The organism is Rhizobium sp. CAU 1783, from assembly GCF_054551725.1.
Window position 1 is genome coordinate 1,374,090 of sequence record NZ_JBTOLM010000001.1, and the last position, 17,698, is coordinate 1,391,787.

At 63.0% G+C, this 17,698-nt stretch carries 16 protein-coding genes, 1 tRNA gene and 1 pseudogene; 12 read left to right on the top strand and 6 right to left on the bottom strand.

Annotated elements, in window-relative coordinates; genetic code table 11:
- Window positions 1–49: 49 nt before the first annotated feature.
- Window positions 50–1,213, bottom strand: coding sequence for a D-alanyl-D-alanine carboxypeptidase family protein (locus ACX93L_RS06380; RefSeq protein ID WP_459404046.1), 1,164 nt, complete (start codon window positions 1,211–1,213; stop codon window positions 50–52).
- A gap of 64 nt (window positions 1,214–1,277) precedes the next feature.
- Window positions 1,278–2,327 carry a septal ring lytic transglycosylase RlpA family protein gene (locus ACX93L_RS06385; RefSeq protein ID WP_459404047.1) on the bottom strand — a complete coding sequence of 350 codons (1,050 nt, stop codon included), beginning with the start codon at window positions 2,325–2,327 and terminating at the stop codon, window positions 1,278–1,280.
- Window positions 2,328–2,652: 325 nt separating this feature from the next.
- Between ACX93L_RS06385 and ACX93L_RS06390 the strand changes: the two genes are divergently transcribed.
- A tRNA-Ser gene (locus tag ACX93L_RS06390) sits at window positions 2,653–2,742 on the top strand.
- Between the two features lie 561 nt (window positions 2,743–3,303).
- On the opposite strand, the pseudogene ACX93L_RS06395 reads toward ACX93L_RS06390, so the two are convergent.
- Window positions 3,304–4,475, bottom strand: a pseudogene (locus ACX93L_RS06395) (IS3 family transposase).
- A 187-nt stretch (window positions 4,476–4,662) separates the two neighbouring features.
- Here ACX93L_RS06395 and ACX93L_RS06400 point away from each other — a divergent pair.
- The gene (locus ACX93L_RS06400) at window positions 4,663–4,917 is read left to right on the top strand and encodes a hypothetical protein (protein WP_459404048.1); all 255 of its coding nucleotides are present in this window, start codon (window positions 4,663–4,665) and stop codon (window positions 4,915–4,917) included.
- A 46-nt stretch (window positions 4,918–4,963) separates the two neighbouring features.
- Here ACX93L_RS06400 and ACX93L_RS06405 read toward each other — a convergent pair whose 3' ends face one another.
- Together ACX93L_RS06405 and ACX93L_RS06410 are read right to left on the bottom strand one after the other, a co-directional pair.
- Entirely contained in the window at window positions 4,964–6,334 is a 1,371-nt protein-coding gene (locus ACX93L_RS06405) for a HAMP domain-containing sensor histidine kinase (protein ID WP_459404049.1), read from the bottom strand.
- Window positions 6,331–6,990 carry a response regulator transcription factor gene (locus tag ACX93L_RS06410; protein ID WP_459404050.1) on the bottom strand — a complete coding sequence of 220 codons (660 nt, stop codon included), beginning with the start codon at window positions 6,988–6,990 and terminating at the stop codon, window positions 6,331–6,333. The genes ACX93L_RS06405 and ACX93L_RS06410 overlap by 4 nt, the downstream gene beginning before the upstream one ends.
- Window positions 6,991–7,128: 138 nt before the next feature.
- Between ACX93L_RS06410 and ACX93L_RS06415 the strand changes: the two genes are divergently transcribed.
- The 6 genes from ACX93L_RS06415 to ACX93L_RS06440 all read left to right on the top strand — a co-directional run bounded on the left by ACX93L_RS06415 (window position 7,129) and on the right by ACX93L_RS06440 (window position 12,027).
- Window positions 7,129–7,413 (top strand): PepSY domain-containing protein, encoded by a 285-nt coding sequence (locus tag ACX93L_RS06415; RefSeq protein ID WP_459404051.1) that lies wholly within the window; start codon window positions 7,129–7,131, stop codon window positions 7,411–7,413.
- A gap of 112 nt (window positions 7,414–7,525) precedes the next feature.
- Window positions 7,526–7,894 (top strand): hypothetical protein, encoded by a 369-nt coding sequence (locus tag ACX93L_RS06420; RefSeq protein ID WP_459404052.1) that lies wholly within the window; start codon window positions 7,526–7,528, stop codon window positions 7,892–7,894.
- Between the two features lie 30 nt (window positions 7,895–7,924).
- On the top strand, window positions 7,925–8,395 hold the full coding sequence (locus ACX93L_RS06425; protein ID WP_169588044.1) for a DUF2271 domain-containing protein: 471 nt from the start codon (window positions 7,925–7,927) through the stop codon (window positions 8,393–8,395).
- Window positions 8,396–8,414: 19 nt separating this feature from the next.
- Window positions 8,415–10,613 (top strand): PepSY domain-containing protein, encoded by a 2,199-nt coding sequence (locus ACX93L_RS06430; RefSeq protein WP_459404053.1) that lies wholly within the window; start codon window positions 8,415–8,417, stop codon window positions 10,611–10,613.
- The gene (locus ACX93L_RS06435) at window positions 10,594–11,577 is read left to right on the top strand and encodes an FAD:protein FMN transferase (RefSeq protein WP_459404054.1); all 984 of its coding nucleotides are present in this window, start codon (window positions 10,594–10,596) and stop codon (window positions 11,575–11,577) included. The genes ACX93L_RS06430 and ACX93L_RS06435 overlap by 20 nt, the downstream gene beginning before the upstream one ends.
- A 324-nt stretch (window positions 11,578–11,901) precedes the next feature.
- Window positions 11,902–12,027: a hypothetical protein gene (locus tag ACX93L_RS06440; protein WP_459404055.1), complete on the top strand. Its 126-nt coding sequence runs from the start codon at window positions 11,902–11,904 to the stop codon at window positions 12,025–12,027.
- A 51-nt stretch (window positions 12,028–12,078) separates the two neighbouring features.
- Here ACX93L_RS06440 and ACX93L_RS06445 read toward each other — a convergent pair whose 3' ends face one another.
- Entirely contained in the window at window positions 12,079–13,533 is a 1,455-nt protein-coding gene (locus ACX93L_RS06445; protein ID WP_459404056.1) for a cobyric acid synthase, read from the bottom strand.
- A 232-nt stretch (window positions 13,534–13,765) separates the two neighbouring features.
- On the opposite strand from ACX93L_RS06445, the gene ACX93L_RS06450 reads away from it, so the two are divergent.
- The 4 genes from ACX93L_RS06450 (at window position 13,766) to ACX93L_RS06465 (ending at window position 17,677) form a co-directional block, all read left to right on the top strand.
- Window positions 13,766–13,912 carry a hypothetical protein gene (locus ACX93L_RS06450; RefSeq protein WP_459404057.1) on the top strand — a complete coding sequence of 49 codons (147 nt, stop codon included), beginning with the start codon at window positions 13,766–13,768 and terminating at the stop codon, window positions 13,910–13,912.
- A 676-nt stretch (window positions 13,913–14,588) separates the two neighbouring features.
- Window positions 14,589–15,587, top strand: coding sequence for an ABC transporter substrate-binding protein (locus tag ACX93L_RS06455; RefSeq protein WP_459404058.1), 999 nt, complete (start codon window positions 14,589–14,591; stop codon window positions 15,585–15,587).
- A 133-nt stretch (window positions 15,588–15,720) separates the two neighbouring features.
- Window positions 15,721–16,635 (top strand): ABC transporter permease, encoded by a 915-nt coding sequence (locus ACX93L_RS06460; protein ID WP_459404059.1) that lies wholly within the window; start codon window positions 15,721–15,723, stop codon window positions 16,633–16,635.
- Window positions 16,628–17,677: a quaternary amine ABC transporter ATP-binding protein gene (locus ACX93L_RS06465; protein WP_459404060.1), complete on the top strand. Its 1,050-nt coding sequence runs from the start codon at window positions 16,628–16,630 to the stop codon at window positions 17,675–17,677. The genes ACX93L_RS06460 and ACX93L_RS06465 overlap by 8 nt, the downstream gene beginning before the upstream one ends.
- Window positions 17,678–17,698 lie beyond the last annotated feature (21 nt).

Below are 17,698 nucleotides of genomic sequence, written 5' to 3' on the forward strand. Positions count from 1 at the left end.
CGACCTGTTTAACCTATTCACCGCGCCCGCGAAACCGCTATCGGGGTGTTCACAGCCAGAAGAACAGCAGTTCGAACAGCGCGTCGCCCGCTTTCTGGCTCAGCGTGCCCTCGCCGACCGGCGCGGCACTCTTCAGCTTGACCTCGCGCAGCAGCCTTTCCCCCGAAGAGACCTGGAGGACGCCGATTTCGGCGTCGGCGGCGACCGGTGCCCGCAGCGGCCAGCGATAGACGATGCGCGCCTGGATCCTGTCGGGATTATCGATCGGAACGAAGATGTCGACGGGCCCAGCCGCGACGAGATCGACCTTCGCGGCGTCACCGCCGTAGACGCTGGCTGCCCCGATCGCCTGGCCCGCATCATAGAGGTGCCGCATCTCGAAGGCGCTGAAACCCCAGTCGAGAAGCCGCACCGCCTCCTCGGTCCGCTCCTTGTCCGACGGCAAACCGCTGATCGCGAGAAACAGCCGACGACCGTCGCGCTCCGCCGAGGTGACGAGGGAAAAGCCGCTCTCCTCTGCAAAGCCGGACCCAAGGCCATCGACACCGGCGCTGCGGCCGAGCATCGGATTGCGGTTGCGCTGGGCAATCTTGTTCCATTCGAACTCGGGAATGGCGAAGAGCCGGTAGAAGTCCGGATAGGTCGACTGAATATGCCGGGCGAGTGCAATCATGTCGGCGAGTGTCGTCTTGTTGCCGGGATCGGGAAGACCCGTCGGATTGGCAAAGGCACTTCCGCCAAGTCCGAGCGCCCTAGCACGGTCGTTCATGCGGGCAGCAAACTTCGCCTCAGTGCCATCCATGCCCTCGGCGAGGATGATGCAGCTGTCATTGGCCATCTGCACAGCGATCCCCTTGACCAGATCCTCGACACGGATCTCGGAATTCAGGGCAGCGAACATGGTCGCCGTGCGCGAAGGGGCGCCACCGGTCCGCCAGGCGTGCTCGCTGACGCGATAGACGGTGTCCAGGCTGATTTCCTGCCGTTTCAAGGCGTCGAAGACGATTTCCAGCGTCATCAGCTTGGCGAGAGAGGCCGGGGGAAAGGGCCTTTCTTCGCCCTTGGCGAGCAGGACCGTGCCGGTCGAGGCTTCGATCAGCAGGACCTGTGGCGCCTTCGTCTCGAAAAGACCGGAAGGCGCCTTCTGGGCGAAGGCAGGAAGGGAAAAGATGACGGAAAGGAACAGGACGGCAAGGGCAAGGCTATGTCGCATGGTCTATTTCGGTTCCTCGCCGCGTGACCGGCTGCCGCCGCGGGCGGATCGATCGTCCGGAATACTATCGGCGCGCGGACAGCTTGGTGGCACCGCGCGCGACCGAGGACAGAATCGACGCCTCCGTCAGGCCGTCATTGCGCACCATAATCGCGTCAAAGGCAAGCGTGGCGGGAGCCTCGACCGGCTCTGCCGAAAAAGCAGAGACGGCGCTGCCAGCCGGAACGCGCAGATAGTGGCCGTCGAGCGGGCGCTCGGTCGGCCAGGGGCCGAATTCCGGCAGGATCACCATGCCGTCGAAGGCGGCGGCAGCCGTCGCGGCAACACCGTTGTCGGCCGAGGGATAGGCCGCGGAAGGCGTCGGACCGGCAAGGCTCGTCATCGTCGCCGGGGCGTAGTCTGGCGAAGCCGGCAGGCTCTTGTTGTCGGCGGAAGCCACCATCACGCCGGATGCAATCTGGCCGCCGGGATCAACAACCGGCGAACGGTCGCCCTTGCGGATGTAAGACGCCATCAGATACGGCATGTCGTGGCCGTCCATCCGGGCGGGACCGACATATTGCACACGGACCTTCCCGGTGCCGCTGTGGGCCATGTCGAGCATGTCGGCGGTCTTGTTGGAAAGGTCGATGATGCGATCGGAATGGAACGGTCCGCGGTCGTTGACGCGAACGATGACCGAGCTGCCATTGGTCAGGTTGGTCACACGCGCATAGCTCGGCAGCGGCAGGGTCGGGTGGGCGGCGGAGAGGTAATGCTGGTCGTAGAGTTCGCCATTGGCGGTCTGCCGGCCATGGAAGGCCGAACCATACCAGGAGGCGACGCCGACCTTGTCATAGTCCGGATTGTCCTTCGGGACGTAGACCTTACCTTTCACGGTATAGGGCTTGCCGACCATGTAGCGGCCGCCGCCCTTCGGCACGGGACCGCTCGCCACCAGCCGCGGGCTCGCCTTCACGCCGTATTCGGATTCGGCAAAATACTCCTTGGAACGCTTCTTCTTTTCCGGCTTGCCGCCGGTCGTCGCGCAGGATGCCAGGCTCGCGCACAAAAACGTCAATGCGACCCACTTGGCTCCGTTGATCAGAGTGCTGCCGCCTGCCTTGAAATTCATAAGTCCCACTGCCGATGCTGTCGGTCACGGCTCCCCTGCCGTCGTCGACCGAGCCCATGACCCAACCAACCAACCGTCCTGTTACGAAGCAACAACGCGGTCACAACATGGCAGAATTGCGAACATTTGCCTCAAACTATCTGGGTTACTTTGCGGCATGGTTAACAAACAACTAAAGACCGAAGAGCGCCCGGGCCTTCAACTTGAGGCGCGAAACAAGGTAACCACCACGCACTCGCCAGTCCGATCCGGCCACCTGCCCATTGCTCGCACAAACGAAATGCGTCTTGCAAAGCGCCGGCGCATTGCGCATAAGGCGGACACCGGAAGAGTGTCCGAGCGGTTTAAGGAACCGGTCTTGAAAACCGGCGTGCGGGAAACCGTACCGTGGGTTCGAATCCCACCTCTTCCGCCATATCCGTTCACAACACCCTGAAATTAGATAAATTTCCTCCTAATTCTGCGGTCAGACCATCACCTGGCCCATCGTGTCATTATTTTGCGATGGTGAGAAATCGTTCGCTCCCGCATGTTGCTGTTTCTGATTTGTTCGCGTTTGATGCGAACATCAATTGGACGTTAGGGCTCGGCAATAGCTGAGCGAAGCGCAAGACATGCTACCTACTTTGAATCCGCGAGACGGAGAAAGAGTGTAGCTATGTCTCGGCATGAGAGAACTGCGGCCCCACATACCTCAAAAGCCTCAATAGCAATGGTCATATGCCCGCGCCAGGTCGGGGTGCACTGAAGCCGAAGGAGACTTGTTTGCCTTCGCCGAGGGGGCTGCCCTTGCAGTAACCGAGCAGGCTTCCCGCGTTCGATCCGTGCCATCTCCAGATAGCGACCTGACATCCTCCGATCAGTTCCTCACGGATCGCGATGTCGCCAAACGCTATCGGGTGCAGAAGCAAACAATCTGGCGATTGGCCAAATACTCAGCACATGAATAGCCCCGAGTTTCGCAGACAGCCTCGGGTTAGGTTTTCTGCTGCTTCTCGAAGTCTAAGGGCGACAGCATCCCGTTCCTGGCGTTCTTACGTTTCGGGTTTTAGAACATTTCGATGTAATCGAGCACGTCCTTGCGAACTTCATCGCGTGAGCGGTAGACCCTGCGGCGTATTCGCTCTCGCTTCAGAAGATCGAAGAAGTTCGCGGCCACCGCATTGTCACGGCAGTTGCCGCGTCGGCTCATCGAGTGAACCAGATTGTGGTGCTTGAGGAACGAGGCCCAGTCGATGCTGGTGAATTGCGAGCCCTGGGCCGAAGGAATCAGCACCTTGTCCTTCGGCTTTCGCCTCCACACCGCCATGAGCAGAGCCTGCAACGCGACGTCGGTGGTTTGTCGGCTCTGCATCGCCCAGCCGATGACCCGGTGGGAATAGAGGTCGATGACGACCGCAAGGTAAGCGAAGCCCTCGCAGGTTCGGATGTCGATGATGTCCGTGACCCAGGCCCTGCCCGGAGCCGCGACCTCAAATTGCCGGTCGAGCGTGTTGTCGATAGCGACGGCAGGCCTGCCGCCATAGATGCCGGGACGGCGTTTATAGCCGATCTCAGCCTTGATCCCGGCGAGACGTGTCAGACGCGCGATCCGGTTCGGGCAGCACATCTCGCCCTGATCGAGAAGGTCGTCGTGCAGCTTGCGATAACCGTAGACCTTGTCGCTCTCTTCCCACGCCTTCAGAAGAAGATTAGTCTATCGCTTGTCCTCGTTGGCCCGTTTGCTCAACGGGTTCTTCAGCCAGGCATAAGACCCACTGGGATGAACCCGCAAAAGGCCACACATCGTCCGCACCGAAAACTGCTGCCGATGCAGAACAATGAACGCGTACTTCACTTTGCATCCCTGGCGAAATACGCGGACGCGTTCCGCCGGGCAATCGATTCACTGGATCGATTGCTTGTCCGGCTTCAATTTAGGATGTCACGCTCCTCGGTCACGCGAGCCGGCTCCTTCTTCAGCCGCCTGATCTCCTCGGCCTCTTCAATCCCCTTGGCGTTCGGCGCGGCAAACTTCTTCTTCCATTCGTAGAGCGAATGCTGGCTGACGCCGAGACGCTGCGAAACCTCAGCAACCGAATAGCCTCGCTCCGTGATCTGGCGCACCGCGTCTCGCTTGAAATCTTCGGTGAAATTGGCTTTGCCCATGATGCTCTTCCTGCCTCAAATTTAGGGAAGAAGGCGTCTACAATTCTAGGGCCTGTTCAGAACGGCTCACGAGGAGCTCGGCGTCGCCGTCGATGAGAGCCATATCCTCGCCTGCGGTTATGCGCCGGAAAAGGCGGTCAATGCGCTTCAGGCCCTTGCAGACAGGGAAGGCGCCCTGCCCCGCGGCATGTTTGTCAACTCGACAATCTCGCTGGAAGGCGTGATGCGCTGGATCAAGGGCTCGCATCACTTCAGCGACGACCCACCGGTCATCGGCTGCTTCGACTGGGACCCATTCGTCGCGCTGCTCGCCGACAACATCGAGATGGTGCGCCAGGACGTCAGCGGAATGCTCCAGTCCGTCTTCAGGATCATCGACGATGGCGGCACGGCGCTGCCCTTGATCGAGGTCCCGCCCATCTTCGATTCCCACGCGCGATAACGCACCCGCCTTTTCACCGCTTTGCCGAAACCGATATCGGCAGACGTCAGGCCTGCCCCGAGGAAGCCCGGGGCAGGAGCACAGTCACCCGAACGCCGCCCTCGTTTCCAGGCACCGGCGACGTGATCGCGAGATGTCCTCCGGCCCGCTCGGTAATTGCCTTAACGATGGCAAGGCCAAGCCCGCTGCCTTCCGTGCTTTGCGTTCCACGTTCGAAGCGCTGCGTCAGCTTCTCGATGGTCCCCGGCGGCAGTGCGGCGCCGTCATTGCTCACGGCCAGGGTGGCATCGCGATCGAGGCTCACCTCGACCGGGCAGCCCGAACTGCCGTGACGCAAGGCGTTTTCGATCAGGTTCCGGCACAGGATACCGAAAGCATCCGGATCCAGATCAGAAAGAACCGGTTCTGGAGGCATCGAGAGATCGATTCGCCGTGCTCCGGCTCCGGCCTCATAACGGCAGAAATCCGCGACGATCAATTCGAGGACGGGCCGCAAGTCGGACGGTGCCTCGAGCCGCAGGCGGCTGCCCTCGGCCCGGGCAAGCTGCATCAGCTTTTCCGACATCCGCATCAGGCGCTTCAGCGTCGTCTCGATCTCGGTGGCGCGTCGAGCGGCGGCGGTATCCTGCGTCTCCGCCCGCAGGCGCTGTGCCTGAGCGATCGCGCCGGCCACCGGAGTGCGCAGTTCGTGAGCAGCGTTGGCTGCGAAGCTACGCTCCGCCTCGAAGGCCGCCCTCAGCCGATCGAGCAGTTGGTTGATCGCACCCGTGATGGGTTCGAGCTCGCGCGGCAACCCGGTATCAGGCAAGGGCGAAAGGTCCTGCCGCCCCCGAGCTTCCAGCGCCTGCTTCAGCCGACGCACCGGCCGAAACCCGCTCCTTGTCGCGAATCCGATGGCGGCAAGGCTGATCGGAATGACCAGGGCCAGCGGTAGGGAAAGGCCGAGCATCATATTGCGCGACACCTCGGCGCGATGGTCAAGCGGCTCCGCCACGGCAATCGTGACGTCACCGTCATGCGCGGCATCGAAATAGAGACGATGTGTCGCCGTCTGCCGAAAGCCCGGCGCTTCATAGGCCGGGAAGCTCACGTCTTCCGCGCCCTGCGACTGAAGAAGGACATGGTCGCTTCCGTCTCGCACGACATAGGTCACCGCCTCGTCATACGGGCGAAGCCGGCCGACATGCTCTTCCCGCTCGTCGTCGTCATCGCCGTGATCACCGCGGCGGAAACGAAGGTCGCGGAGCGCCAGCGGCAGGATGCGCTGCGCGGTCGCGGCCAGTTCCTTGTCGAAGACCTCCTCCATCTCCCGCCCTAGACGGTTTGCCGTGATACTGGCGGCGGCGAGCCAGAGGACGGTGACCGAAAGACCGACCACCAGCGCCAGTCGCGCCTGGAGCGAGCGCGGCCAGTTCATGGTCGCCCCAGGCGGTAGCCAAGACCCCGCTCCGTCTCGATCACATGCGCGCCGAGTTTCTTGCGCAGGCGGCTGACATGCACCTCTATCGCATTGCTGTCGATTTCCGTGCCGAAGGAATAGAGCCTCTCCTCGAGTTGCGCCTTGGACAGCAACTGGCCCGGGCGCTGAAGGAATGCCTCGAACAACACCCATTCCCTGGCGGTCAGGACAACGGGCCTGCCATTGTTGAGGATGCTGCGCGCCGCGAGATCGACCTCCAGCGGTCCGAGCGTGACCAAGGGGTTGGGATTGCCGACATAACGCCGGGCGACCGAGCCGATGCGTGCCGAGAGTTCGTCGAGGTCGAACGGCTTCACCAGATAATCGTCGGCGCCGGCGTTTAGCCCATCGATCCGATCCGACACCTGGTCGAGCGCCGTCAGAATGATGACGGGGGTGACGTCACCCCGGCCACGCAATGCCTTGAGAAAAGGAATGCCGCGCCCGTCGGGCAGCATCAGGTCAAGAAGCACAAGGTCATAGACTGCAGCCGCCAGCGCATCGCCGGCGCGGTCGAGCCGCGTCACCCAATCGACCGAATGTCCGTCACCGGCGATCTGGTCGCGGACGGCTGCGCCCAGCACGTTGTCGTCTTCGACCAACAATACCCTCATCGGCTTCTCCCGGTGTTCCTTGGTCAGCATTAGTCGATCCGCCACCTTACGGGAAGCTGAAGCCACGTCGCACCGATTGTCAGGAAACGGTCAGCCTCGGGTTTCTATCTTCACGTCATCCGGAATGGAGGAATGACAATGGCGATGCGAACGGTTCTCACGGCGACGATGATCGCGCTTCTGACAGGCACGGCACTGGCCGAGGACGACTGCAACATTCCGATGGCGACCTGGCAGCCGCGCGAGGCCGTCCGTGCCATGGCGGAAGCCCGCGGCTGGCGGCTGCAGCGCATCAAGATCGACGACGGCTGTTACGAGATTCACGCCCTCGACGCGAACGGCCAGCGCTTCGAGGCAAAGATCGATCCCGCCACGCTTCAGATCATCGAGATCGAGCACGAACCGGAACACGGCCATCGCTGAACCTGTCGTCCTCGTCCGGGCTGACGGGAAGCTGAAGCAGATCGGCGCCGGCCGTCAGCAAGCGATCAACCAGGGCCGGCATTTGACTACCACCAATACAAGGAACCAGATCATGACAAAGCATCGCAGACTTCTGCTGGCGACCCTCACCGCCGGCACCATGCTCACGGCCTTCGGAACGTGGGCCGCCCCCCTTTCATCGCTGGTTTCTCCGGCACTGGATATCCAGGCGAACGGAACTCTCGTCCACCCGGTGGACGCCGACGAGGATGACGAGTTCGAAGGTGCGAACTACCGGAGAGACCACCACGATGACGACGACGATCATGAAGATGAAGATGAAGATGAAGACGAGGATGACGACGACGATTTCGGGATGGGTGGCGGCAAGCAGCATTCGCCGGCGCCCGCCGGCACCGTGACGCCGCCGGACAACGGCCTGATCCTGAAAGGGTCGACGCCCAAGGTCGTGGTCAACTGATCCTACTCATCCGACAAAAGGAACCAGACAATGAAATCCCTTCTCGCAGCCCTCGCCGTCACGACCGCGCTCACCCTCCCGGGCATGGCGTTTGCCCGGCAGGTCACGCTCACGACCAATCTCAAGAACTACGGGGGCGACGGCGCCTATCTCGCCTACTATGTCACCGATGCCAACGGCGCCTATGCCGGCAGCCTCTGGATGGCCGGCGGCAAGGCCAAATACTACGAGCACCTGAGCGGCTGGTATCGGGCTTCTGGCGGTAATACGTCGGACATCAGCGGGATCACCGGTGCAAGCGTCGGCGCCGGGCGCAGCCTCGCCATCACGCTTGACCTGGCCGACGCGCTGTTCGATGCCGGCTATGAACTTCATATCGACGCCGCCGTCGAGGACATGCGCGACAGCCCCTCGGAAATCGTCGTTCCTTTGACGTCCGACGGCGCGGGCAAGCCCGTTTCGGGCAGTCGTTACATCGCCGACTTCACCTACGGCCTCTGAGCAGAGAAGGGTACCAACCATGATCCGGTCGCTTCATCGTTGGCCGGGGCTGATCGGCGCAATCCTTCTTTGCGCCGTCGCCCTGAGCGGAACGGTCCTGTCGGTCTATCCCGCCTACGAGGCCATCAACGCGCCGAGTTCGGCCGGCATGAACGTGGCAGAGCTTGCCACACGCGTGCAGGCGCAGCAGCCAACGGTGGAGCAGATCCGGCGGGCGCCCTCCGGCAAGATCACGGCCTATTTCTACGAGGGTGACCAGCCCACCGCGGCCGCGATCGACCCCGCGACCGGCGTCATGATCGGCAGCGCCGACACGCCGGCCCTGCAACGCTGGCTGACCAACCTGCACCGTTCGCTCTTCCTCGGCGACAGCGGGCGCATGGTGACTGCCGCGGGCGCCGCCGCGATGCTGGTGCTCTGTCTTTCCGGCCTCTCGCTTCTGGCGCGCCGCGCCGGAGGCTGGAAGCGGCTGTTCTCTCCACTTCGCGGCCAGGGCGAAGGGCGCCGTCACGCCGCCCTCGCGCGGTTCTCGGTGTGGGGCCTTGCCCTCTCCTCGATCACCGCGCTCTGGATGACGGCCGGCACCTTCGGCCTCCTGCCGGAGGGTTCCGGCGCCCCCGCCTTCCCTACCAATGTGAGCGGCCGGACCGGTCAGCCGCCGGCGAACATCGAAGTCCTGCAGGAGACCCCCGTCAACGCGTTGCGCTCGCTGACCTTCCCCGTCGCCGGCGACAAGACCGACGCCTTCACGCTGAAGACAACCGGGGGTGAGGGCTATATCGATCAGGGAACCGGCGCGCTGATTGCCTGGAACGATGCGGACGCATGGCAGCGGGCGAGCGACGTAATCACTCTCCTTCACACCGGTCAGGGCGCCTCGATCCTCGGGCTTGTTCTCGGACTGTCGGCCCTCGGCGTTCCGGTCATGGGCTGGACCGGGATACGCCTGTGGCTCACCGGCCGGCGCAAGCAGGCGAGCGGCCGCGTTCCCGCCGATCAGGCCGACACAATCATCCTCGTCGGCAGCGAGGGCGGCAGCACGTGGGGTTTCGCAGATACGCTTCAGGCAACCCTGACCGCGAACGGTGCCAGGGTCCACAGCGCCGCCATGGCCGCCTTTGCCCCCGACCAGTGGCCGAAGGCCCGCCGCATCCTCGTGCTGGCCGCGACCTATGGAGAGGGAGAGGCACCGGCTTCCGCAAGGGGCTTTGTCGATCGCCTCACCGCTCTTCCCGAGGCGCCCGCCGCCTCATTGGCGATCCTCGGCTTCGGCGATCGCAACTTCCCCGCCTTCTGCGGCTTTGCCGCCGAGGTCGCACGGGCAGCGGAGGCCAAGGGCTGGAAGCAGTTCCTGGCGATGGACACTGTCGACCGCCAGTCGCCGCAGGATTTCGCCCGCTGGGGCCGGACGCTTTCCCAGGCTCTCGGGGCAGACTTCGAGCTCAACCATCAGCCCAAGGCACCCTCGACTCGTGAACTGCGTCTCATCTCCCGCCGCGACTACGGCGCGGAAGTCCAGGCACCGACGGCCATCTTGCGCTTCGCCCTGCCCGCGGCCTCGTTCTGGCAGCGCCTGACGCGTCGGGCGTTCCCGGCCTTCGAGGCGGGCGACCTGCTCGGCATCGTGCCCGAAGGCTCCACCGTGCCGCGCTTCTACTCGCTCGCCTCCGGCAGTAGTGACGGCTTCATCGAGATCTGCGTCCGCAAGCAGCCGGGCGGATTATGCTCGACACGGCTCGCCATGCTGGAGCCCGGTGACAGCGTTCACGCCTTCCTGCGTCCGAATCCGGGTTTCCGGCCGGTGCGGGGCAAGAGCCCCGTTCTGCTGATCGGTGCCGGGACGGGGATCGGGCCGCTGGCCGGCTTTGCGCGAAACAACCGGGCTGCTCGGCCGATGCACCTCTTCTTCGGCGCCCGCCACCCGTCGAGCGACGCGCTCTATGCCGAAGAACTGGCCAATTGGCAGAGCGAAGGTCGGCTGGCCTCCGTCACCATGGCCTATTCCCGTGGCGCAACGCCGATCTATGTGCAGGATGTGTTGCGCCGGGATGCCGCCCGCGTCGCGCGCCTTGTCTCGGAAGGCGCACAGATCATGGTCTGCGGCGGGCGCGACATGGCCGCAGGTGTCGCCTCGGCACTAACCGACATCCTGGCAGGACAAGGCCCCAACCTTGCCACCCTGAAGGCGGAGGGACGCTATGCCGAAGACGTTTACTGACCTCGTCCGTCACACTTTGAGCGGCCCGACCATGGGCACCCGCTGGTCCGCCCTCTTCCATGCACCGCCCGCGTTCGATCCCGAACCGGCAAGGGCCGCCATGGCGGCGGCCGTCGCCGAAGTCGACGCCCAGATGTCGACGTGGAAGCCGGACAGTGACCTCAACCGCCTGAGCGCGGCCGACCCCGGCGAATGGGTTTTACTGCCGGCACCGCTGATGGAGGTGCTGTCCGCCGGCCTAGACGTCGGGCGGGCAACCGGCGGCGCCTTCGACATCGGCATGGGCGATGCCGTCACCGCCTGGGGCTTCGGCGCGGATCCGGCCGACGAAGATCGCATCCGTGCCGCGCGTGAAAAGCCGCGGCTGCCGGCCCACGAGTGCCTCGAACTCGACCGCGCAGGCGGCCGCGCCCGCAAGAGCGAACCGATGGTTTTCGACCTGAGCGGCATTGCCAAGGGATATGGCGTCGATCGTCTTGCCCGCGTCGCCAGGTCCTTCGGCATCAACGATGCCCTCCTGGCGATCGACGGGGAATTGCGCGCGCTCGGCAGCCAGCCGGACGGCACCGCCTGGACGGTCGCGGTGGAAGCGCCGGACCCCGACCGCCGGGCACCGCACTCCATCCTGGAACTCAGCGACACCGCGGTCGCGACGTCGGGAGACTACCGCCACTGGGTCCAGGTCGGCACCCGCCGCCTCGGCCATACAATGGACCCGCGCCGCGGTATGCCGCTTGCCGCGTCGCCGGCCTCGGTGACTGTCCTTGCCGGCAACTGCATGACGGCCGACGCCTGGGCAACGGCGATGATGGTTCTTGGCCAGGAACGCGGTCTCACCTTCGCCCGCACCATCGGGCTCTCGGTCCTATTCATCAGCGGTAACGGAACGGAAAGCGTCGGAACCGGTTCGTTCGCTCCGGTAACGCCTCTGCCGATGACAGGTGCCGGTTCCCCTTCCAGCTGATACGCAAGGGTCGCGCACCGCGTCGAGCAACGTGCGCTTCCACGTCAGGAGCGGGACCCGCGTTGCGCCCTCCGCGCTCCGACGGCACGAAACTTTCTTTTGCAGCCGCCTATTGCGGCCGGCGTACCGAAATACCATCTTCTATAGCGATCATGCAACAAACGGCGGATTTTGTTCTTCGAGAGAACTCGATACGTCTTGAAGATGACAGTTCCCGGTGAAATAAAACGGGATCGGTTCAGATTTTACCGAATGGTTTAGGCGAAGCGGAACCAGTTTTGCCGTAATCTCGTTCTAGCAGCGAGCTTCGGGAGCAAGAAAGCAATGCGCGCCATATTCATTCTCATCATCGCTTCGGTGCTCAGCATCCTGGCTTTCAAGTATAACGACAATTCGCTTGGCCAAAACGAACTGATGGCGTCTCCGGTCGACGTCGCGACGCAGAGGTAAGATTTCGCCAAATCGCCCCTGCCGTGCAGTGGCGCGTCCCTTCATGTCGCCCTAGCCCAACAGCCCCTTCAGCCAATCCGACGACAGGCGTTTCTCCAGCTCCGCCGCCACCTCGTCGAGGGAATCCTCGACACTCCGGCGATAGTCACCTCCCCCTCCCTCGATCCCGAAGCTTTCGAGCAGCCGCCCCCGATAGGCGTCGCTGGTGAAAAGTCCGTGCAGATAGGTGCCCATTACCTTGCCATCCAGCGATCGGGCGCCGTCCGGCCTCCCATCAATCGTCACCGGTGCCCTCTCGCAGTCAGGCCCGCTCGTCACGCCAAGATGGATCTCGTAGCCGGAAAGCCCGGATTCATATTCGAGGGAACGCGCAACGCTGTTGCGCACCGTCTTTTCCGGCGCCATCACGGTATCCACCTCAAGCAGGCCCAGGCCGGGCACGCTACGGCTCTCGCCCTCCAGCCCGAGCGGATCGGAAACGGTCCGGCCGAGCATCTGGTAACCGCCGCAGATGCCGATCACCCGCCCGCCACGGCGCACATGGGCGGAAATGTCTGCATCCCAGCCATTGGCGCGCAGATCCTGCAGATCGCCGATCGTCGACTTGGACCCGGGCAGGATCACCAGGCCGGCGTCTGGGGGCAAACTCTCTCCGGCACGCACATAGACGAGTTCCACCTGCGGCTCGGCGGCGAGCGGATCGAAATCGTCGAAGTTGGCGATCCGCGACAGGACGGGTACTGCGACCTTTAAGGCCCCCGTTCCGCCGCTCGCCAGCCGCTCGAGCACGACGGAATCCTCCGCCGGCAGTCGTCCGGCAGCCTTCAGCCACGGCACGACGCCGAAACAGGGCCAGCCGGTAAAGGCGCCGATCGCGTCAATTCCGTCATTGAACAGACTGGCATCGCCGCGGAACTTGTTGATGATGTAGCCGACGATCTGCCGGCGATCCTCCTCGGGAAGGATCGTATGGGTGCCGACCAGCGAGGCAATCACGCCGCCCCGGTCGATGTCGCCCACCAGCACTACCGGCACACCGGCACGCGTGGCGAAACCCATGTTCGCGATATCACCTGGCCTCAGGTTGATTTCCGCCGGCGATCCGGCCCCTTCGACGATGACGAGATCAGCCCCCTTCCCGACCGTCTCAAAACTTTCCAGGACCGCGGACAGCAATTGGGGCTTGAGCTTCTGGTAGTCCCGCCCCTTCGCCTGTCCGAACACCTTGCCCTGCAGAATGATCTGGCTGCCCGTCTCGGATTGTGGCTTCAGGAGCACCGGGTTCATGTGAACGGACGACGGAACCCGACAGGCCAGCGACTGGAGCCATTGCGCCCGGCCGATCTCGCCACCGTCATCAGCCACCGCGGCATTGTTCGACATGTTCTGTGGCTTGAAGGGCCGAACGCTCAGGCCACGATTGGCCGCCAGCCGACAAAGGCCTGCGACGAGTATCGTCTTTCCGACATCGGAGCCCGTCCCCTGCAGCATCACGGCTTTCGTCATTGTCGTTCCCATTCCAAATTTACCTGCGTCAAACCGTTGCAGGCGCGCGATTTCCGCCCTTTTTTCGCCACAAACCGGCACCTGCGCAAGCCTGCCCGGCAACGCCTCGCACTATTTGTCCATTTGCGACATAACGTGACGACTTGCCCCATTGCAGCGGACCGCGGCCGGGTCTATTTGAACCGCCGAACGACCGGCGCAAACGGGTGTCCGGGATCAGAAGGCCAAATCCATGCTGTATATTCTTCGCAATCACAATAGGCTCGACATCGCCTGGAACGGCAATGCGCCAAAAACCCAAACCACTGCTCGCTGGGAAGTGCTCATGCCTCGCCGCGGCAGCACCGTGCTGGAACGCCTGCGCCGCATCGGCGAATAAGGCCGCGACCTTTCGTGGCGAGCCCGATGCGGCTCGCCGACCGACGTCGATCGTTCTGGATGGAATGCCCATTCGGGCGAAATACACAGCGCCCCGGTACGCAATACCAAACCCGGGAACGCTGACGGCAATTACGCGCCGTTGGGGCTTTTCTAGCCCGTCAGTTCTTACCGGAGTGTTATTCCGGCTCTCCCCGTCAAAAAAAATTCATCGAAATCCGAGATTGTGGCCTCGCTGTTGCGAACCGCTCCAAATGGCGCGGACGGGACAGCGCTTGTCTCGTACGGGAGTGGTATTTTCCGGCCGGCTCCTTCTCACCAGAGCAAACGCCCATGCTTTGGGCGCCGGCCCGGTCCATTCACGGCCCGAATGCAGCAAAATGAGGCGTTACAAAGGGTTGCGACCGCTTCCACGCGACGCCCGCCCCAGTTCCGGAGGTTGATTTCTCCGCCGGAACCCTTAGGCTGATCTTCGATCGGCACGATAAGGGGCGAGCGGCGCACAGGGATTTGCTGCTTCAATGACAAGAGTCGATCGACATTTGGAAGCTCAGTCGGAGCAAGGGCATGCGACGAGCAACCAGCGAATTTCGCCATAGGTGCGGCAGGGATCAGCAGTAACCCGGCCGTGCCCATTCCAGAACGCTGCCAAATTAAGACTGGGAGGTCTTAAAGACATGAAGAAGCTTCTCGCATCCACCTTCCTCGCCGCCGGCCTTTACGCCGTCGCCGGCTCCGCCCAGGCCGCCGATTGCGGTGACGTTTCGATTGCCGAAATGAATTGGGCATCGGCCGGCGTCGCCGCCTATGTCGACAAGATCATTCTCGAAAGCGGTTACGGCTGCAAGGTGACACTGGTCACCGGCGACACCATGCCGACCTTCACCTCGATGAACGAGAAGGGCGAGCCGGACATCGCACCCGAACTGTGGGTCAACGCCGTGCGCACGCCGCTCGACGCCGCAATCGCCGAAGGCCGCCTGATCCAGCTTGCGCCGCTGCTCAGCGACGGCGGTGTCGAAGGCTGGTGGATCCCCAAGTTCCTCTCCGACGCGCATCCGGACATCAAGACGGTACAGGACGCCCTTTCCCATCCGGAACTGTTCCCGGCTCCGGAAGATCCGTCCAAGGCGGCTGTCACCAACTGCCCGTCGGGCTGGAACTGCCAGATCTCGACCGCCAACCTCTACAAGGCGCTCGGCGCCAAGGAAAAGGGCTTCGAACTGATCGACACCGGCTCGGCCGCAGGCCTCGACGGCTCGATCGCCAACGCCTTCGAAAAGAAGACCGGCTGGCTCGGTTACTACTGGGCACCGACCGCCATCCTCGGCAAATACGAGATGGTCAAGCTGTCCTTCGGCGTCGAGCATGACAAGGCCGAGTGGGACAAGTGCACGGCCGTTCCGGATTGCGCCGACCCGAAGGTCAACTCCTATCCGGTCTCCGACGTCTTCACCGTGGTCACGAAGAAGTTCTCCGAAAACAACGCGGTCGCCATGGACTACCTGAAGACCCGCAAGTGGGACAACCAGACGGTCGGCAAGGTTCTCGCCTGGATGGACGAGAACCAGGGCACGAACGAGGATGCCGCCGAGCACTTCCTGAAGGACTATGCCGACATGTGGACCACCTGGGTCTCGCCGGAAGTGGCCGAAAAGGTAAAGGCAGGCCTCTGATCCCCGGACGGCGGCGGGCTCGTGCCCGCCGCCTTCTTTTTTCCGACGGACAGGCAAGACATGCCTCCGGCGAGCAAGGCTCCCGTTGAAGTGAAGCCGGCGCCGGAACCAGGGCTCAACAAAGGGGATAGAGATGGCTTCTGTCATTTGCGGTTATCTGCCGCAATTGCTGTGCGAGTTTCCGTCGATCGACGAGAATCTCATGCGCGATTTCAAGAAGACCGTGGACGCTGGCTTCAAGGCCTTCGTGCGCAGTTATGGCGACATTCTGGACACGGCGCTCCAGCCGCTGCAATGGTTCCTCAACTGGCTGCAAGACCTTTTCGTCGATACGCCCTGGATCCTCTTCCTGATCGTCCTGACGGCGGTCGTCTATTTTGCCAGCCGCAATCTGCGCATCACGATCGGCACGGCCGTCTCCATGGCGTTGATCGGCGCGGTCGGGCTCTGGGAAGACACCATGGTGACGCTTGCCATGGTCACCGTCTGCACGCTCATCTCCATCGTCATCGGCATTCCGATCGGCATCCTGATGGCCCGGTCGGACCGGGTCCAGGCGACAGTTAATCCGGCACTTGACGTCATGCAGACCATGCCGAGCTTCGTCTATCTGATCCCTGTCGTGATGATCTTCGGCATCGGAAAGGTGCCGGGCCTGATCGCCGTCGTCATCTATGCCGTTCCGCCAATGATCCGCCTCACCAATCTCGGCATCCGGCTGGTTGACCGTGAAGTGCTCGAAGCGGCCGATGCCTTCGGATCCTCGCCGCGGCAGAAGCTCGTCAACGTGCAGATCCCGCTCGCGCTGCCCACCATCATGGCAGGCATCAACCAGACAATCATGATGTCGCTCGCCATGGTGGTCGTCGCCTCGATGATCGGCGTCGGCGGCCTCGGCAAGAACGTGCTGCAGGCGATTACCAATCAGTTCTTCACCATCGGCTTCCTGAACGGCTTCGCACTCGTGGCGATCGCGATCATCTTCGACCGGACCAGCCAGGCCTACGGCAAGCGACTTCAGAAGCATACGGAGGTGATCCATGGCTAGTCACGGGATCGAGATCAAGGAACTCTACAAGATCTTCGGACCGCGGGGCGAAGACTTCATCGACGCCGTCAAGGGCGGCATTTCGAAGTCCGAACTCAACGGCAAATATGGCCATGTCCTCGGCCTCAAGAACATCAATATCTCGATGCCGGCCGGCGGCATTACCGTGGTCATGGGCCTGTCGGGTTCCGGCAAGTCGACACTGATCCGCCACATCAACCGGCTGATCGAGCCGACCGCCGGCCAGGTGCTCTACGACGGCGTCGATGTCTGCCGCATGTCTTCTGATGAACTGCGGGAATTCCGCCGCCACAAGACGGCGATGGTGTTCCAGAAGTTCGCGCTGCTGCCGCATCGCACGGTGCTGGAGAACACGGTCTACGGCCTCGACATCCAGGGAGTGGACCGTGCCGAGAGCGAGAAGAAGGGCCGCTACTGGATCGACCGCGTCGGCCTTTCCGGCTTCGAACGACATTATCCGAACCAGCTGTCGGGCGGCATGCAGCAGCGCGTCGGGCTTGCCCGTGCACTTACCAACGACGCCGACATCCTGCTGATGGACGAGGCCTATTCGGCGCTCGATCCGCTGATCCGCGTCGACATGCAGTCGGTGTTGCTGGAACTGCAGCAGGAACTGAAGAAGACCGTCGTCTTCATCACCCATGACCTCGACGAGGCTTTGAGGCTCGGCGACAAGATTGCGATCCTGCGGGACGGTGAAGTGATCCAGCAGGGCACCGGCCAGGAGATCGTGCTGTCGCCCGCCGACGACTACATCTCCGCCTTCGTCAAGGAGGTCAATCGCGGCCGCGTGATCCGCGTCGACACGATCATGAAGCCGATTGCAGCGGCCCCTGAAGGCATGGCACTGCCCGCCGACTGCGTGCTCGAACAGGCCGCACGCCTGATGACGGAAGCCCGCCAGACGGTGGCGCATGCCGTGGACGATGCGGGACGGCCGGTCGGGCGGGTCGACATCGCCACGATCATCGCCGCCATGGTGACGCCCGCCAGCCATGAAGAGGCGGTGGCGGCGGCCTGACGGCCCCACCCCTCCCCCACA

What these genes read in the sequence shown, in the direction of transcription:
- ACX93L_RS06380 (WP_459404046.1), bottom strand. Translation starts at nt 1,213, where the DNA reads ATGCGACATAGCCTTGCCCTTGCCGTCCTGTTCCTTTCCGTCATCTTT.
- ACX93L_RS06385 (WP_459404047.1), bottom strand. Translation starts at nt 2,327, where the DNA reads ATGAATTTCAAGGCAGGCGGCAGCACTCTGATCAACGGAGCCAAGTGG.
- ACX93L_RS06400 (WP_459404048.1), top strand. Translation starts at nt 4,663, where the DNA reads ATGTTTGTCAACTCGACAATCTCGCTGGAAGGCGTGATGCGCTGGATC.
- ACX93L_RS06405 (WP_459404049.1), bottom strand. Translation starts at nt 6,334, where the DNA reads ATGAACTGGCCGCGCTCGCTCCAGGCGCGACTGGCGCTGGTGGTCGGT.
- ACX93L_RS06410 (WP_459404050.1), bottom strand. Translation starts at nt 6,990, where the DNA reads ATGAGGGTATTGTTGGTCGAAGACGACAACGTGCTGGGCGCAGCCGTC.
- ACX93L_RS06415 (WP_459404051.1), top strand. Translation starts at nt 7,129, where the DNA reads ATGGCGATGCGAACGGTTCTCACGGCGACGATGATCGCGCTTCTGACA.
- ACX93L_RS06420 (WP_459404052.1), top strand. Translation starts at nt 7,526, where the DNA reads ATGACAAAGCATCGCAGACTTCTGCTGGCGACCCTCACCGCCGGCACC.
- ACX93L_RS06425 (WP_169588044.1), top strand. Translation starts at nt 7,925, where the DNA reads ATGAAATCCCTTCTCGCAGCCCTCGCCGTCACGACCGCGCTCACCCTC.
- ACX93L_RS06430 (WP_459404053.1), top strand. Translation starts at nt 8,415, where the DNA reads ATGATCCGGTCGCTTCATCGTTGGCCGGGGCTGATCGGCGCAATCCTT.
- ACX93L_RS06435 (WP_459404054.1), top strand. Translation starts at nt 10,594, where the DNA reads ATGCCGAAGACGTTTACTGACCTCGTCCGTCACACTTTGAGCGGCCCG.
- ACX93L_RS06440 (WP_459404055.1), top strand. Translation starts at nt 11,902, where the DNA reads ATGCGCGCCATATTCATTCTCATCATCGCTTCGGTGCTCAGCATCCTG.
- ACX93L_RS06445 (WP_459404056.1), bottom strand. Translation starts at nt 13,533, where the DNA reads ATGACGAAAGCCGTGATGCTGCAGGGGACGGGCTCCGATGTCGGAAAG.
- ACX93L_RS06450 (WP_459404057.1), top strand. Translation starts at nt 13,766, where the DNA reads ATGCTGTATATTCTTCGCAATCACAATAGGCTCGACATCGCCTGGAAC.
- ACX93L_RS06455 (WP_459404058.1), top strand. Translation starts at nt 14,589, where the DNA reads ATGAAGAAGCTTCTCGCATCCACCTTCCTCGCCGCCGGCCTTTACGCC.
- ACX93L_RS06460 (WP_459404059.1), top strand. Translation starts at nt 15,721, where the DNA reads ATGGCTTCTGTCATTTGCGGTTATCTGCCGCAATTGCTGTGCGAGTTT.
- ACX93L_RS06465 (WP_459404060.1), top strand. Translation starts at nt 16,628, where the DNA reads ATGGCTAGTCACGGGATCGAGATCAAGGAACTCTACAAGATCTTCGGA.